The organism is Lysinibacillus sphaericus, assembly GCF_002982115.1.
Lineage (GTDB): Bacteria > Bacillota > Bacilli > Bacillales_A > Planococcaceae > Lysinibacillus > Lysinibacillus sphaericus.
The window spans coordinates 1,001,630-1,018,028 of sequence record NZ_CP019980.1 but is presented as its reverse complement, the minus strand read 5'-3'; the positions used below and the strand labels follow the sequence as shown (position 1 = coordinate 1,018,028).

The 16,399-nt window shown below is 36.9% G+C and carries 16 protein-coding genes; 3 read left to right on the top strand and 13 right to left on the bottom strand.

The genetic code is table 11. The annotated features are described in order from the left end of the window. Position 1: 1 nt before the first annotated feature. From hutI to LS41612_RS05010, 9 genes are all read right to left on the bottom strand, one after another. Positions 2 to 1,273 carry an imidazolonepropionase gene (gene hutI / locus LS41612_RS05050; protein WP_024364221.1) on the bottom strand — a complete coding sequence of 424 codons (1,272 nt, stop codon included), beginning with the start codon at positions 1,271 to 1,273 and terminating at the stop codon, positions 2 to 4. Between the two features lie 352 nt (positions 1,274 to 1,625). After that, entirely contained in the window at positions 1,626 to 2,624 is a 999-nt protein-coding gene (locus LS41612_RS05045) for a polysaccharide deacetylase family protein (RefSeq protein WP_024364220.1), read from the bottom strand. After that, a complete protein-coding gene (locus LS41612_RS05040) occupies positions 2,612 to 3,358 on the bottom strand; it encodes a GNAT family N-acetyltransferase (protein ID WP_233433832.1) in 747 nt (248 codons plus the stop codon). Before LS41612_RS05040 ends, LS41612_RS05045 begins: the two co-directional genes overlap by 13 nt. After that, complete coding sequence (locus LS41612_RS05035) at positions 3,339 to 5,021, bottom strand: GNAT family N-acetyltransferase (RefSeq protein WP_233433831.1); 1,683 nt, start codon at positions 5,019 to 5,021, stop codon at positions 3,339 to 3,341. The genes LS41612_RS05040 and LS41612_RS05035 overlap by 20 nt, the downstream gene beginning before the upstream one ends. Beyond that, entirely contained in the window at positions 5,014 to 6,114 is a 1,101-nt protein-coding gene (locus tag LS41612_RS05030; protein WP_036205488.1) for a glycosyltransferase family 4 protein, read from the bottom strand. The genes LS41612_RS05035 and LS41612_RS05030 overlap by 8 nt, the downstream gene beginning before the upstream one ends. Before the next feature lie 46 nt (positions 6,115 to 6,160). Further along, entirely contained in the window at positions 6,161 to 6,796 is a 636-nt protein-coding gene (locus tag LS41612_RS05025) for a sugar transferase (protein ID WP_024364216.1), read from the bottom strand. 145 nt (positions 6,797 to 6,941) lie between these two features. Next, positions 6,942 to 7,412: an SACOL1771 family peroxiredoxin gene (locus tag LS41612_RS05020; protein WP_024364215.1), complete on the bottom strand. Its 471-nt coding sequence runs from the start codon at positions 7,410 to 7,412 to the stop codon at positions 6,942 to 6,944. A 22-nt stretch (positions 7,413 to 7,434) separates the two neighbouring features. Next, a complete protein-coding gene (locus LS41612_RS05015) occupies positions 7,435 to 7,740 on the bottom strand; it encodes a hypothetical protein (RefSeq protein ID WP_227665378.1) in 306 nt (101 codons plus the stop codon). Further along, on the bottom strand, positions 7,737 to 7,943 hold the full coding sequence (locus LS41612_RS05010) for a helix-turn-helix transcriptional regulator (RefSeq protein ID WP_024364213.1): 207 nt from the start codon (positions 7,941 to 7,943) through the stop codon (positions 7,737 to 7,739). Before LS41612_RS05010 ends, LS41612_RS05015 begins: the two co-directional genes overlap by 4 nt. Positions 7,944 to 8,152: 209 nt before the next feature. Here LS41612_RS05010 and LS41612_RS05005 point away from each other — a divergent pair, with 209 nt between their 5' ends. Beyond that, entirely contained in the window at positions 8,153 to 8,749 is a 597-nt protein-coding gene (locus LS41612_RS05005; RefSeq protein WP_024364212.1) for an NUMOD4 domain-containing protein, read from the top strand. A 123-nt stretch (positions 8,750 to 8,872) separates the two neighbouring features. On the opposite strand, the gene LS41612_RS05000 is transcribed toward LS41612_RS05005, so the two are convergent. The 3 genes from LS41612_RS05000 to LS41612_RS04990 all read right to left on the bottom strand — a co-directional run bounded on the left by LS41612_RS05000 (position 8,873) and on the right by LS41612_RS04990 (position 13,077). Beyond that, positions 8,873 to 10,564: a GNAT family N-acetyltransferase gene (locus LS41612_RS05000; RefSeq protein ID WP_024364211.1), complete on the bottom strand. Its 1,692-nt coding sequence runs from the start codon at positions 10,562 to 10,564 to the stop codon at positions 8,873 to 8,875. 264 nt (positions 10,565 to 10,828) lie between these two features. Next, entirely contained in the window at positions 10,829 to 11,536 is a 708-nt protein-coding gene (locus LS41612_RS04995) for a TspO-related membrane protein (protein WP_036205485.1), read from the bottom strand. Between the two features lie 233 nt (positions 11,537 to 11,769). Beyond that, complete coding sequence (locus LS41612_RS04990; protein ID WP_024364209.1) at positions 11,770 to 13,077, bottom strand: globin-coupled sensor protein; 1,308 nt, start codon at positions 13,075 to 13,077, stop codon at positions 11,770 to 11,772. Between the two features lie 217 nt (positions 13,078 to 13,294). Between LS41612_RS04990 and LS41612_RS04985 the strand changes: the two genes are divergently transcribed. Continuing rightward, positions 13,295 to 14,203, top strand: a complete 909-nt coding sequence (locus LS41612_RS04985; RefSeq protein ID WP_024364208.1) for a MerR family transcriptional regulator — start codon at positions 13,295 to 13,297, stop codon at positions 14,201 to 14,203. 220 nt (positions 14,204 to 14,423) lie between these two features. Further along, complete coding sequence (locus LS41612_RS04980; RefSeq protein WP_233433845.1) at positions 14,424 to 15,110, top strand: ZIP family metal transporter; 687 nt, start codon at positions 14,424 to 14,426, stop codon at positions 15,108 to 15,110. Positions 15,111 to 15,187: 77 nt separating this feature from the next. Here the strand turns inward: LS41612_RS04980 and LS41612_RS04975 are convergent, their stop codons facing one another. Next, entirely contained in the window at positions 15,188 to 16,246 is a 1,059-nt protein-coding gene (locus LS41612_RS04975; RefSeq protein WP_024364206.1) for an S-layer homology domain-containing protein, read from the bottom strand. Positions 16,247 to 16,399: the final 153 nt, after the last annotated feature.

The following is a 16,399-nucleotide window of genomic DNA, read 5'->3' as shown; positions in this document are numbered from 1 at the left end:
CTTAACCTACCACCTTCACACCTTTTTTCCAAACCTTTTTCACATGATTTACACCAAAAATATAATGTAACTTTTGATGATTATGGACATCCCACAGCACTAAATCAGCTTGTTTTCCAATTTCAATAGAGCCTACGCGATCTTCAATTTGCAATGCACAAGCCGCATTATAGGTAGCAGCACATAAGCTTTCTGCCGGCGTCATTTTCATTGTGATGCATGCTAAGTTCATAACAAGTGGTAGCGAAATCGTTGGCGATGAGCCTGGATTACAATCAGTGGAAATCGCTACAGGTACACCTGCGTCAATAATATCTCGGGCACGTGCTGGTTTTTCACCTAAATACAATGCTGTTGCTGGTAACAAGCATGCAATTACGCCCGATTTAGCAAGTGCTTCAATACCTTCATCCGACACTTTTAATAAATGCTCAGCAGAAATAGCACCTACTCTTGCCGCAACATGCGCACCTTGATTTTCTTCAATTTCATCGGCATGTATTTTAGGTATAAGCCCTTGTGCCTTGCCAGCCAATAAAATACGTTCTGCTTGTTCGGGTGTAAAGACATCGACTTCACAAAACACATCAATAAATTTTGCAAGCTTTTCTTCCACCACCGCAGGAATCATCTCATCAATCACTAAGTTAACAAAGTGCTCTGGGTTTTCTCGATATTCTTCTGGTACTGCATGTGCGCCCATAAAGGTCGGCACAATGTCCATCGGATGCTTATTTTGCAATCGTTGCATAACCCGTAATTGTTTTAACTCGTTTTCTAAGTCTAAGCCATAGCCACTTTTACTTTCTAACGTCGTAACACCATGTTGTAAAAATAAGTCCAAGCGTCTCGTCGTCTGATTGAAAATATGTTCTTCTGTCAACGAGCGCATTTTTCGAGTTGTTGCATGGATGCCTCCCCCAGCATTCATAATGTCCATATAGCTCGCGCCTTCTAAACGCATCTCAAATTCATGTTCACGACTACCGCCAAAAACAACATGGGTATGAGGATCAATCAAACCGGGCGTGACAATTTTCCCTGTAGCATCGACAATCTCCGCTTCCTCTGCACGGGGTAAATATTTTAATATCATTTCTCGTGTTGTACCAAGATCTTGAATCACACCATCTTCCAGCCAAACACTTCCTCCTTCAATAATAGCAAGCTCTCGCATTGCTTCTCGTACTCGCGGACCTTTCTTGTCACTTGCAAGTGTTACTAATTGAGAAATATTTTGAATCCAAATTGGCTTTTGTTGCTTGTCCTTCATCCCTAACTCCCCTTTGTCTATGTATAACCCTCATCCGTTAAGTGAACTTATTACTATGATCTCACTAAAATTGTGAACACGCTTATTATTCTAAAGCAGCCCTATAGTAAGGTACTTACATCTTCGTCACGCCCTGCGCAATTCCCTCTTATTCTCTTAAAATTTCTATAAAACCTATCATCCATTAAGCTTGAGCACAAAATGAATCCTTATGTTCGGAACTGCGAATAGTCCCTTGCCAAATCTATAACATCCAGCGAGTTAATTTTTAGCGCACGTTTCATTGCTCGCTTAGAGTAGCAACTAAATTTCGAAGCAAGACAAAAAAGCAATAACACTCTATACAGAAATGTTATTGCTTACATAGCATTGCTACCTCATACATGGAATAGCTTTGGAAATCATAGTCTCTTTGTAATTCTTGATAATATTGCAAAAGCTCCTCAAGCATCGCTAAATTTTTATCAATATGTCTTCCAAAATTATGCGGATGCCACCACAAATGATAAAAAGCCCCTTCCTTAGCAGCAGCAAGCATCCCTTCTTTAATTCGTTGTATCTTGCGATGCTCAAATGCACGTAAAATACGACTGTAAGGCCTTAAAAATGCACTTGCTCGAACATTAATAAATGCATCCTCTTTCATTTCCTCTAATCGGACCATATGATTACCCGTAATATTAACATAGCTATCCAGCCATTTCATTGCGCCTAATGATAGTCGATTTTTTTGGGTGAACTTTTTCGGATTGTATAAATCATGCCGTTCATTTCCTCTATAGCAAACATAGCCTGCTTGCTGACACGCAGTAAAATAGTTGTCGTTTACCTGATTACGTGGAAAAACAATCGACTTCATCGGTGCAATATATCCTTCACAAATCATGGCCATCGCTTGTAAATCCGATTCGAAATCCGATTCAATTTGTCCACTCTCTAAACAATAATAATGCGAAAACGTATGACTACCAATTTCCTGATAAGGTGTTTGAATAATTTGTTCTATTAACGATTTGCCAAAGTGTAAAAGATCTTCTTGCTCATTTTCACCTACTTTTGCAAGTTGTGAATGTGCTGCATACTTCATCTGCTCGTACTTCACTGGAATGCCTCGCAAGTAGTGCGCCATTTCTCCCTTAGACTCCGCAAATAATAAGCCAACAGTAGCCCATGTTGCATGAATTTCATATTCCTTAAACAGCATTAGGATTTTAGGTAAGGCCTGACGTACTCCATATAAGTTTTTATTATATTGCCCATACCTAAATACATCATGGACACCCCAATTTAGCTCAAAGTCCAAGGAAATAACAAAACCTCCATGATTTACTTTGCTTGCTATTTTCTCCACTTTTGCACGCCCAATAACAACGCACTTATTCTCGAATGTGCGATGTAACCAGAATATACGTTTACAACTTGTCCACCGAAACTCAATTTAAATTGACGAACCGTTTCGATATCTGTTAGCTCACCCATATCATATAGAACGAACCCTTGCTGTTTTAAATACATAAAATTGTGCCATAACAAGAAACGATTCGCATAGCGCATAGGACGTTTTAAATGTGTAGGTAATGCGCTAGCATGACAAGTCGCTACATAATAGGACATCGCTTTTTGTGCATGGACAATATCCAGTCGATAGCATAAGGTTTGTCCACAAATACTTCGCACCTCTGACAATAACAAAGCCTGTTGTTGATTTAATAGCATAATCGCTTCCATTTGAAGTTTATTTATTTGGTCGATTTTTTTCCTTTTGGCAAACTCATTATAAAACTGTTGAAATGCTCGTAAATTATCCTCTGAAGGTTCTTTATATAAGAAAACTTGATAGGACTCTTCTTGTGCACGACGCAATAGTTTTCGAGTGTTTTTCGACAGTGCACTCAACATCATGTACTCATGATCTGTTAATCGAATATGAACCGCTTCACGTTTAATCAACTTACGACTTGGAACAAGTGAATGTGTGTGACAAACTAACTTCATCGGCTTTCTAGTATTTGCTAGCTTTTCTGCAAAGTAAATATGCTGCATCGCGATATTCCATCGCTTACTTCTAATGGATAGAATGAACATCGCCCCCACTCTCTGTGTAATTTTCTACATGATTGCGCTCATAACGAGCACATTTAAAATGCTTCATTCGAGAAATACGTTTATAGCCTATTTGTTGTAGACGTTTTCGCTTACGCCATTGCCAAAAACTTGCCGTTATCCACAGTGTTTTATCTGGTTTTACTTTTTGAATATATGCTGTGATAATGTCGATATTTTTATAGAGATCATAAGTTAAAAAATAGGTTTGCTTTGGCAACGGCTCAACAATTTGCAATGCATCCACACGTAAAGTTTCCGTATGAAAAGCAAAAGCAGGCTTACTCGTTTGAGCAAAGGAATCTTTATAGATGGTATATCCCTTAGACAATAAGGAAATAAGCTCTTCCTGATCGATTTGTATCGCCTCTTGAATCGTCATTTCCTCAAATAACTCTCCTACTGGTTGCTGTGGTATTACCCGATCAGCTGGGGATAACTCGTACAATTCCACGCGCTTTAAACGAACAAACTTTTCAACGAATTGTTGTCCATATTCTAGCCAATCTTTCCCTTTCCCATACTTTACTAAATAGCGTAAATGACCAAGCGTATGACGTGTCCATTTGACAACGCGTTGATTACTGCGCAACATTTCCTTTATGCGTTCCTTCCATACTAATCGTCTAAATAATAACTTGGCACGCTTCGTGTTACTACTGACCGCTAGCCGCCTTGTAAAATCAATACCAGAACGCCACGCTAATTTAGAGGGCTCATAGCCAGCACTCATATCATACAAAAGGTAGTTTTCTGTAAAAATACGTTTTATTGTGGATTGATTCAGCAAATGGTCTACCCCAAAACTTGTAAAGTTTGGCTCATAACCGCTTGCATACATTACATAACGTCCCCGACAACAAATACCGTAATTAAAAGCGAGCCATTGATTGTCAAAAGCAAGAGCATCTACCTCGACTTGCATTGCTTCTCCTTTCAGGAGCATAAGCCTTTCAAAGAAATCTTTTTTCTTTCCTTCTGTAAAGCCACTCGTATCTATTTTTTTTACCCAACATCTATCGTATAACTGAAATAATGCTCTTAGGTCTTCGTGCACAGGCGATTTCTTGCGCAAATAGCCAAATGTTCGCAGCTTATTTTTCCGACGTTCAACATCATGCATTTTTTCCCTTTCCTTAAAGTAGTTATCGAAATCAACTTCGCAAAAGGCGAGATACGGTGTTACATCTCGAAATATACGAAGTTGTAATTGCTTTTCAACAAAATACTGTTCGATTACTTTTGATGATTCTTTACTTTCTAGTAATCCATGAAATGAAAATAATACGTGGCGGTGCTTTTTCATAAGTTCATCAAATACGAACGTAATGGCAGAAAGTTGCCACTCTTTCCTTGCGACGATTCCTGTATAATGGGCTATTTTTTCACCTGTAAAGGCATATATGCGCACTCCCCAAAGCATTTTTACCGTAAATGGCAAAAATGCTATAATTTCCTCATTCTTTTGAACAGCATATAGCTCCACTCGTTCTTTTCTTCCTATCGTGATCCACCAGTTATAAAACCATGCGTATTCAATAAATGGATTATCATTTTGTTCATTCGCTAAAATGTCATCCCATATCTCCTTATAAAGCACAAGTTCATCGTCCGTTCGAATGCGAAGTAATTGCAATTTAATCACCCTTCTTAGCAAACTTTGAAATAGCTTGTTCATAAATATCAAGCGTCTTTTGATACATAGGCGAAAACGTAAAGTTACGTAAAAAACGGCGTTCGCTTGCATCGCCCATTTTTTCACAAAGTGATTTATCTGTTAAAAGCTGTTTTAGCCTTCTTATTAATAGGCTCTGATTTTCATCGTTACGAGGAATTAAAAATCCATTTTCACCATCAGTCACTAACTCATTCACTCCACCAACATTCGTGGCAATAATGGGAAGCCCAGCCCTCATTGCTTCGATAATCGAAATAGGCAAGCCCTCCCAGTCGGATAACAATACAAAGATTTGACTTTCAGCAAGTAATGTTGTGACATCCAATTGATTGCCTAAAAAGGTCACTCTCTCTGATAACCCTTTGTCTTTCACATAATTTTCTAATGACAGTCGCAAAGAACCATCTCCAATAAATTGAAGATGCCAAGGGATGTCACGTAACGCCAACAAAGCTTCTAGCAATTGATCCTGTCTTTTCGGTATCTCAAAGCGAGCGACCATAACAAGTTGAGGCTGTTCATTCCGTACTCTATTTGGTGCCATTACGCTTTCTAAATGTTCTATCCCATTGTGAATTGTCTGCATTTTATGAGCGGGTGCAATTCCTTTCGTTAGCGCCAACTTGTGATCATAATCAGAAACGGTAATAATTTTTGTTGTCAATGGTTGAACAGTTTTTTCAAGCTGACGATACATTAATTGTTTTTTTGGCGGCACACCCTCTGTAAAGCTCCAGCTATGCGCTGTAAAAATTGTTGGGATACGTAAGAGACGACCGGCAACACGTCCAATGGCACCTGCTTTAGAAGAATGTGCTGCAATAATATCAGGCTGAATTTTTTTAAAAGCTGCTCGTAATTGCCACAGCGCTTGCATATCTTTTGTCAGATGTATTGCTCGCTGCATGGCTGGGATACGAATGACTTCAATTTGCGCCTCTTGTAAGCGCCATAATGATGGATCATAACTCCCCGTCACAATCGTCACTTCATGAGCATCTTGCTTTAATTTTATGGCAAGCGCCTCGACATGTTTTTGAGCGCCACCTACTTTATCCATACGTGTTATTAGTTGAACAATCTTCAGTATCCTCCACCTCCTGCTTTTAATAAGCACCTGTTCTGGCCAGTACGACAAAAAGTGTTTTCACAACAATTTTTACATCCATCCAAAAAGTTACATGGTCCACATAGTGAAGGTCATAGGAAATTTTTTGTCCATGCGATATATTAGAGCGGCCGTTAATTTGGGCAAGCCCTGTTAAACCTGGCTTTACTTCTAAACGACGTGCTTGTAATGCGCTATAGCTATTTGTAATTGCAGGAATTTCAGGCCTGGGCCCAACAATACTCATATCACCTTTTAATACGTTGAGAAGTTGTGGAATTTCATCAATGCTTAACTTACGAAGAACTGCTCCAATTTTTGTAATGCGCGTATCTTGGTCAGTTTTAAAATAGTAATCATCTGGTATACCATCTGTACATATCACAGGCATATTGACAGGTGTTGCCTGTATGGACATGGTCCTTAATTTCCATATGATAAAACGCTGATGATCATATCCCGTTCGAATTTGTTTGAAAAAGATGGGGCGTCCAGTAGTAATAAGTAATAGGAGGAAAATAGCTATCATAAGAGGGATTGTTAAAAACAATAAAATAAGTGCCCCTACTATATCAAAAATTCGTTTTCCATACTGACCGTAAAATGTGAGTGTCTCGGCTGTCTGTACGTGCAATACATCATCCTTTTCATTTTTTTAGTGCTTAACTTTATATATTCATTTCGCCCATTTATAGAACTATTTCAGTCCAAGTAAATACTATGTAAAAATGACAAAAGGAATTACGCTAGAAAAACTTCTAGCATAATTCCTTTCAACATTAAATCGTTGAGGTGGATGGTTGACCATCAGTCGTATGTTCAATTTGAAGGTGACATTCAATTTGCACATTTCCCTTTAAAGCTTTACTAATCATACAAGTTTGTTCTGCTTTATGTGCTAATCGATTAATACGTCTTTCCTCACGCTCCGTTAGATGAGCTACTTTGACATTCGGTTTGTGGATAATTTTTTCATATGTAAAAACACCATCCGTTACGTCGACAAATCCTTCTGCCTCCATTGATAATGTCACGACAGGAATTTTAGAATTTTCAAGTAAAGCGGCAAATGTGATTAAATAACACGTTGCGGAAGCACCCAATAACATCTCATCCGGATTTGTTCCTATTCCTGGCCCATTCATTTCCCGAGGAATAGATACATGTGTTTTCAAATGAGTGGCTGATAAATTGCCTGTACCATTTCTTCCTTGTGACCAAGATAAATTCATACTAAACTTATGTTGCATATTAAATTTGCCCCCTTCAACTCTAAAACTTTAAATTATAATACAATGTTGAAAATGCCCATCCTGCCATATGAATGAATAACAGAATCCCTAATACTTGGGCAGTAGAAAACTGCGTACCAAGAATCACTAAAAGGAGTAGCAGATAAATGGAGATAATCGTTATTTTCCAGCCAGTTGCCAGTGAATGAACTGTAATTTTTTCATATCTTTCATCTAGCCCATTTTTACGTGCAGCCATTCTACGTCCCCACCAAAGTCCAAAAACACCGCCTGAAAGTCCTAATACGATACCAAGTAAACCTAGCATTTGTTCCAAAGTCATCATTCATCACTACCTTCCTCAAAAATAAATACTTCTTCAATACTTAGTTGAAATGATTTTGCAATCTTATACGCCAGTTCTAAAGACGGATTATAACGACCATTCTCTATCGAAATAATCGTTTGTCTCGAAACACCTAGTTTTTCGGATAGTTGTTCCTGTGTCCAACCAAAGGAAGCCCTCAGCTCTTTTATGCGCTGTTCCATTTTTCACCACCCCTATGTAAAGCTAACTTTACGTAAAGTGTACTTTACTTTTTTTATTTTGTAAAGCACCCTTTACATATTTTTTCTTAAATTTTCTAAACTGCATTCTCGCATTTTTCTTTCCTATGGGCAATTGCAACAAGCATTAGAAAACAGCACTACTAATTTTATGGTAAAATAGAAAAAACATTTTTTTAGGAGAATTAATAATGACTTTAACAAAGCAACAAGCATTACAAGCACTAAATAAAAACAAATTTATCGGTTTTACGATTACGACAGGAAACATTATTATGAAAAAGGTAAATAAAACTGACTATAATATTTTTGTCTATGAAGAAGGTAGCGACAAACCATTACATTATGTAGGCTCCATTATGAATGTAATGGCAACAATGAGCGATAAAGCTTCCAATAAAGATTTTATTGTCGTTGACCAACTTCCAGAGGAACAGGAGCCCGAAGCGCCTGCTAAAGAACAAAAACCTGTTGACAAGGCAGTTATTAAAACAACTAATTTAGATGAAGAAAGCCGTGCAATTGCAGGCTATGAAGGACTCTATGAAATAACAGCAAGCGGGCGAATTATGACAGTGCGAGAAAATCGTCCACTCGCTCGTTGTAATGACGAATACGGTTTTCATATTGTCCGCCTAACAAAAGACGGCACAGCGTCAAATCATAATGTCTTCGAACTATGGAAGCAGACATTCCCAGAGCTTGAACAAACACACTTTAAAGGTGCCTTAAAAGCGAAATACGGCACAGGCTGTAAGCTAATTGACAAACCTGGCATTCACTTTTAATTTGATTTTTGCTAATGCACTACGTTAACAAAATATCATCTGCATTACAGCATGACAGTTACAATTAAAATTAGACAAGCTAAAAAATCCTTAGCATCGATAAAAAGATGCTAAGGATTTTTGTTATATAAGTAAGGAAAGTATGGCTAGATGCCAAATATGCTCTAATTTATGCCCTTGTTTCAAAAAATATTTTTCCCATTTTTCCTGTTGACGATATATTTTTTTCCATTTTAAAAATTGATTGACCCATACACGTTCTACCTTTTGAAATCCCAATGCTGACAACTTCTTACGTTTCCGCCATTCAAACCAATTGGCAGACGTACAAATTGCTCGCCCTTCCCGTTGCACTTCCCCGACTATTATTTGGAGGTTCGGTAGTTCATAATTTTTAATATATGTAGTATTCGGTGGCAACTCCTGTATAAATCCAATTGCTTCTTCACGAATCAATTGATCATGTCGCAAATAAGCGACTTCCTGATTGGTTTGTCCGTACAGTTTATAGCCTTTAAAATAATGCATAAGGAGCTCGGAACGCTTATCGTGTTCCAGTAAGGATTGAATATAGATTTCACGAAAGTTCGATTTGTTATGACCTCGTTTTGTCTGTAAATAATAAATATGAAATACCCGTCCACTAAGAACCCTACATTTTAGCATTGAAAACCACTCGTGCAAAGTTGCCTTTGTCAACCAGTATCGCATTTCTCCTAATGTATTACGTTTCCATTCAACCATTCTACGATTTGCTTTTACTATTGTTAAAACCGTTTCATGGAGCACCATTGCATTTCGAAATAGTCGTTCCCTAATACCTGTCGTACTCATAATGAATTTTCTTGTAAAATCTAAATGAGTATACCATTCAAACTTATACGGTTCGTAGCCACTGCCAAAATCGTATAGTTGTAAGTTTGTACTATGTGCTTGCAGCATATTTTCCTTCTCGATCAATCGTCCAGGTCCGAACATATTGAAATCCGGCTCATGCCCCATTGTGTGACAAAAATTTCTACCTCGACAGCAAATATCTACTGTAAAGCCAATCCAGATATTTTCAAATTGCAACCGATGAACTTTTAATGCAAGTGCTGCATCTTGTTGTTTTGCGAGCTGTTCAATAAATGCCCGCGTCCGCTCCTTTGTAAATCCACTCGTATCTACTTTCTTTTGCCATCTTCTTTCGAACAACTGAAACATATTATCTAAATTTCCATCATCAACTTTTTGAAACGTAAGTTGACCATATTCTTTTAATCGTTTCTCTCGACGATGAATACTTTTAAATTTACGCTTATGCTTCTTTAAAAAATCCGGTAATTCAATTGCTCTAAAATCTATATAAGGTGTGACCACACGAAAAATTGAATGGGGCAATTGTCGTTCTAAAGTAAACTTTTCTAAAATCTGAGAAGTATCCTTACTTTCAAGCAAACCATGGAACAAGAAAAGAACCCGTTTATATTGGTTTATCAGTTCTTTTAATAAATATTGCACCACTCGCTCTTTCCAAATTTTTTCGGAAATCACCTCCATATAAGAAGCAAGTCCTTGTCCTAAAAAGCTAAATTGATGAATGCCACCAAATCGAATAGCATGAACAAATGGAAAAAATGCAATGGGCTCTCCACTATGCTCAACTACGTAAATTTCCACATTTTCTTCGCACCCAAGTATCGACCACCACGTCGACACCCAACCATACTCTATGAATGGATTATCGTTTTTTTCACGTTCAAGTATCTTAGTCCAAGTTTCCTTATACGACTCAAGCTCGTCAATCGTTGTCACGAGTCTATACTCTAGCACGTGTGTAGTCACTCCTTTTTGCCTTCAATAACAAAGCATCACGTTCTTTCCAAACGCTTATTTTCTAGTGTTACACTTCGCATCCTATTTCAGCACTTAGTAGCCACTATATTCATATAAGAACAAAATTAGAACAACTAGCACGGTCCTTGACCTTAATCCAATGAATGAAAGAGACTGGGACAAAAGCGAAAAAGTGTTAGATTAACTACAATCAATCTAACACTTTTTGCTATGTCGTTGATGGCTGTTACCGTCAACTAGTTACTCTTTCCGCTTTCCTACAAAAATCCATATCAAGAGCACTACGCTATACAGTATAGGCATATAAAATAAACTTCCTGCATCCACTCCATTTTTGACAGCAATGCCGATAAGAGCCCAAATAATAACTAGTGGAAACACAACATCCACTTCTACAGTGCGTATATAAATAGCAAGACATGTAGCGACAAAGAGCAATAAATTTGTCCACCATATTTCAGAGATACCAAAGCCATTCCATTGATAATACTTCAGTACAAAACTAATATTCGCCATTAAGGCTACACTAATCCAGCCTAAATAAATCGAGAACGGTAATCTTCCTGCAAAACGAGTATCCCCTTTTGGATAACTACTGTATATCAAGATTAAGCTTATAAGGAGACCTACCATCATTACAATGGATAATACGAAATATGCATAATGCCAACATAAAAGCCACGCAATATTAAACAGACACGTTAATGTAACAAGATTGATAATGGCGGTCTCCTGATTTTCTGTTTTCGAAAAGAAATGAATAAAAATCCATATTCCCAAAACAATATAAATCACAATCCAAATGGCAAAAACATAACCTGCTGGTGTGAAAAGTACCTCTATTTGATTGGATATTTCCGCTGTTGTTTTGCCATTAATACCGATTGTACTTGCTAAACCATTGATTATAATCATTGCTATATAGCTTAACAGTGCAACCCACTTCATAGCCATCCCTCCTTATTTTTATCTATATAAGGTACTATATAGCCTTTTAATTATTGATATACATGTTTCCTTTAAAAACACGCTCTCCCCTTTTATACCTGTAGTGGCTACTTTTAAAACAGTCCATGATGAACAGATACTGCTCGTTTCTACTCAAGGACATAAAAAAAATAGAATGATCTACAGTTGGAGATCGTTCTATCTTAGTGAAAATCTATCAGCATATGTGTTAATTACAAATGCATGGCTGTCTGATATAAACTATCGGCTGTGCTAGCAACAGTGCGTGTTTCGTTCCCAATAGAGCTAATTACCTTTTCTAAATTTTTTACATCCGTTTCTACCTGTACAATACATCGCTCATTTTCCACAATAGCTTGGAGGATATCGTGAAATTTCGATTGTGTTTCAACAGCAGCCTCAACACCATCTGCCACGCTTTCTTCAATACGATCTATCATTTCAACTGCACGCATCGTTAAAGAGGTAGATGTTTGAACAAGCTTCGTAATTTCCTCGACAGATTGTTTTGACTGTTCAGCTAAATTGCGTACCTCCTGAGCAACTACCGCGAATCCTTTACCATGTTCACCTGCTCTTGCCGCTTCAATAGAGGCATTTAAGGCAAGCAAATTGGTTTGATCTGCAATGGCTTTGACGAGCAAAACAATATCAATAATACGATCCGAAGACTCTTTTAAGTTGCCGATTAATGTGCCCATTTCTTCTGTCCGGTTATATATATGGCGCATCTCTTGTTCCAACTTCATGACATGTTGATTACCAACATCTGCATCTTGATTAATATGATGAACAGTCTCGACATTTCTTTCAATTATTTGTGCAATCATCGTCGTTTGCACATCTACTTCATCAATAGACGAATTTGTTTCTTCAGTTAAATTAGCCAAATCTTGACTGATTAAAGATATTTTTTGTTTTAACTCATTTTTAATGTGATTGTATTGATCATTTCTTATTTTAACGTTTTCCTTTTCGTATTCTTCCAACACAATTTGCATTTCAAGATTAATTAATTTTGAAATGGTTAACATAATTTGCTCACGAAGAGCAGGTGCTGTCATCTCTTTCACAATCAAATTGATGATTGCTTCTTGGATATGTTGAAAAGTACCCATATACCACTTTGGCTCTAGACCAATTTTAAAATGCATGCGAGCTAGCTTTCTTTTTCTTTCAATTGCTTCTACATTAAAAGCTCCATCAAACATTGCAATTAAATAGTTCCCTAATGTTTTTTTCAAGCGATCGATTTGGGTACGCTCCTCAATGATTTTACGCAACGATGGAACTGCGAGTATGTTTTGGTAAAATACAGCCGTTACTTCTTCGATACCGTCGCGAACAAATGGCTGACATGCTTTTATTATGTAGAAATCTTCTCGTTTAAGCCCTATTAATACCATCTGTTTTTCTAACTCTGGCATAGTAGACAATTCAATAACTGGTTCAAAGCCATCTTCCAACCTAAATAATTCATCTTTAGAAGCTTCTAACTTCCGTTTCCACCATTTCGCCACATTCTCCACCTCAATCACATAATTGTTTAGTACCTGTATATCATGAAAAATTAAATATTGTCAAACTATTAGATATAATAGTTATACAAAAATTATACAAATTATGTTTTATCGTTTAAAATAGAGCTATAGGTTTAAATTTTCCACTTGATAAATCTACAGTATAATTGTTATGATAATTCGATACTTTTCAAACTGGAAAGAGGGTTGACGAACAATGACATCTGTCAATTCAACAACATGGCATTATAATATTAAACAAGTTTCTGAAGTAACGGGTCTTTCTAAGCAAGTCATTCGAAAATGGGAAGAACGCTATCAACTTGTTGAACCAAAACGATTAGACAACGGTCATAGAGTTTACACAGAACAAGATATTCAAATACTACTAAAGGTACGAAAACTATCCGAACAAGGATATTCTATAAAACAAGCGGCCACAGTTGTCAAAACAATGGAGCCAGAACAAGAATCAGATTCTAAACCAATTCCTGTTCCAACTATCCATCACGAAATGAACGATTATGTTTTTCTTCTACTAGAAAAAGGGGCGCATTGTGACGAAATTGAAATTAACCGAATTCTTCAAGATGCTCATTATGCGCTTGGCTTACCCAAATTTCTATCGACTGTAGTTATTCCTTTGTTACATGAAGTAGGTATGCGATGGGAAAAAGCGGAATGGTCAGAATATCAGGAAGCTGTTATCACGATGGTGATCCGAGATTATTTAGTACAGATTAGACGCAACTATCAATATAAAGACAACGCCCCGCTCATTATGGGGGCATGTTTACCAGGGGAATATCATGAAGTCCCACTCCATATTTTGCTTTTACAAGCGATGTTGCTTGGATGGAAGTCATTTTTAATAGGGAGCTCACCTGCACTAGGGGCAATTGAATCGCTCGTTTCGAAGTTTCAGCCTCAAATTGTTATATTGTCCGCTCTAACAACTATGCCTTTTGAAATGCACCCTGCTCTCTTACAGCAATTAGAGGATTTTGCTTCAAAGTATCCATCTATACAATTTTATTTAGGTGGAGCTGGCGCAATCGAATATACAAAAGATAAAGACTTACATTTTATTAAAATTGCTCAAACGATTGAAGAAGTCTTCCAATAACCCTATACGGTCTACAGATGGAAGGGAAGCTTGATACTGCTCCTTTTCATTTGTATGAGCTGTAACTTTTTATTTGCTAATTAATGTTTTCCTGCTCTACATAGATAGTGAGATTGTATATTTTTAACAGCGTATCCTCATATAAACCCTTGAATTGCATATATTTTGTAAAACGGACTTCAGATTATAATGGGGCGGGGGAATTTCGCAGTTGAGTGCAATGATACTTGGAGGATTTCTTTTTTTCAGCGTGAGTATAGGAGGAACAATTGCTTGGGTTTTCTCTAAGCTTTTTCAACATACAACCCAGGGCTTATCATTATTATGTGGCGGATTTTTATTGGGATTGCTTATACTAGACATCATTCCATCCTCATTTCAAATGTACAAGTCTTTTGGCATCATACTAGGCATTCTCATCGGCTATTTAGTTTTTCAACTACTTAGTAGTTTATTTCACCCGACTAATTATCAAAATCCCTCCGTTTCCTTGCTCGCCATTGCAATGGTCATTCATACAATCCCAATCAGTCTTACAGTAGGTAATTTACTAGGAAACTCTGCATTAAGTATAACGATCACAGCTTCCATTATTCTTCATCATCTTCCTGAAGGATTTGCACTTACAACAGCTTTTCTCTCACAAAGTGAAAAGCTATGGAAGCTATTTATTTATTTCATCGGATTCTCCATTTTCTTTATCATTTTTATTTTAATTGGTCAGTATTGGGATTTAACAATAAGAGCACAAGGAATATTAATGGGCTTATCAATCGGATTAATCGGTACGGCTAGTATTTCAGAGTTTATTTTGCACCACGTACAAACAGTCACTTGTAAAGCCTTTCTCACCTATATATTATTAGGCTATTTTTTAAGCTATATGTTCCACGTACTTGCAGGATGAATTGTGTCAAAATTGTTTCGGTGACTGGCACGTAAAAAAAACCACTTTTGCCTTAGCAAAGTGGTTTTTTACTCTTACTATTTATTTACTGTCATCAGTGTAAGCGATAAGATTTTCGTAAATTGCGCACGAGTCAAATTGCCTTTTGGATTAAACTTACCATTTGCGCCTTCAATAATTCCTAATTGCTGTAATAAGCCAATCGATGCTACCGCTTCCTGACGCATGTCACCTTTATCTGTAAAAGTATTATTTTTATTAGCCTTTTCTACATCGAATTCCACTGATTCCAAGTAGCTTGCCGTTACATGAGCCATTTCCTCACGTGTAGCCGGTTTATTTGGTTCAAAATTTTCACCATCAAAAATTTCGAGTAATCCATACTCTTGTAAAATCGCTACTTCCTTTGCCCCCCAGAAGCCTTGCATATCTTTGTATGTAGCTGGACCTTCATAATCTTCATTAACATCTAGTCCTGAAGCACGGAAAATCATTGCAGCTAATTGTCCACGTGTTACTTGACCATTCGGATTAAACGTTGTATCCGTAACACCTGTCACTATTCCAGCTTGATAAAGTAATTGGATATAGTTTTCAGCCCAGTGACCAATTGCATCTGTAAAATAACCACCTGGTTTAAGATCAAAATCTGCACGGTTTAATACTGTCAACCAATCATTCACATCTTTATTACTTGCAGTTTGCCATTTCCCTTCTGCATAAACTTCAGCTTTGTAACTATTACCAGATTGAATAAAGCGCATTTGCATAGCATCACCAAATAGCTTTTTAATTTCTTCGTAGTTTTCTTTAAACTCTTTTTCACCCTCAGGATATAAGTTTGACCCATCTGAATAGCTATCCATTACTGCCTTTAGTGAAATTTTCAAAGTAATGCTATTTTTAGTTGTTACTACAGTCATATTATCAGGATTGTCAATACCTAATTCTGAAAGTAATAGCATTTTGTAGATATCTTGATAAGACATAGACTGCGCTTGGTTTGTTGCTACAACAACCTGATTTGGATGAATAATATTGGCAATATTGTCATTGCCTTGAGCTTGTGCTTGTGTAGCAAAACCTCCTGTAAAACAAGCAATACTTAAAGCTCCAGCTAAAATCGTTTTCTTCATTTTTCTTTCCCCTTTCAATTCATAAATTTAGTGTACTAAATCATCTGTTAACAAATCTATAAATATATGTAAATTATTCAAAATTATAATAAAGTCCTATATTTCAAAAACTAAATTCACCGTCTAAATAATTAGTTACATAGGTCTAATTGA

Excerpts from the sequence above, each read along its gene's own strand:
- hutI (WP_024364221.1), bottom strand. The coding sequence starts at position 1,273 with ATGAAGGACAAGCAACAAAAGCCAATTTGGATTCAAAATATTTCTCAA.
- LS41612_RS05040 (WP_233433832.1), bottom strand. The coding sequence starts at position 3,358 with ATGTTCATTCTATCCATTAGAAGTAAGCGATGGAATATCGCGATGCAG.
- LS41612_RS05030 (WP_036205488.1), bottom strand. The coding sequence starts at position 6,114 with ATGGATAAAGTAGGTGGCGCTCAAAAACATGTCGAGGCGCTTGCCATA.
- LS41612_RS05020 (WP_024364215.1), bottom strand. The coding sequence starts at position 7,412 with ATGCAACATAAGTTTAGTATGAATTTATCTTGGTCACAAGGAAGAAAT.
- LS41612_RS05015 (WP_227665378.1), bottom strand. The coding sequence starts at position 7,740 with ATGATGACTTTGGAACAAATGCTAGGTTTACTTGGTATCGTATTAGGA.
- LS41612_RS05010 (WP_024364213.1), bottom strand. The coding sequence starts at position 7,943 with ATGGAACAGCGCATAAAAGAGCTGAGGGCTTCCTTTGGTTGGACACAG.
- LS41612_RS05005 (WP_024364212.1), top strand. The coding sequence starts at position 8,153 with ATGACTTTAACAAAGCAACAAGCATTACAAGCACTAAATAAAAACAAA.
- LS41612_RS04995 (WP_036205485.1), bottom strand. The coding sequence starts at position 11,536 with ATGAAGTGGGTTGCACTGTTAAGCTATATAGCAATGATTATAATCAAT.
- LS41612_RS04985 (WP_024364208.1), top strand. The coding sequence starts at position 13,295 with ATGACATCTGTCAATTCAACAACATGGCATTATAATATTAAACAAGTT.
- LS41612_RS04980 (WP_233433845.1), top strand. The coding sequence starts at position 14,424 with ATGATACTTGGAGGATTTCTTTTTTTCAGCGTGAGTATAGGAGGAACA.
- LS41612_RS04975 (WP_024364206.1), bottom strand. The coding sequence starts at position 16,246 with ATGAAGAAAACGATTTTAGCTGGAGCTTTAAGTATTGCTTGTTTTACA.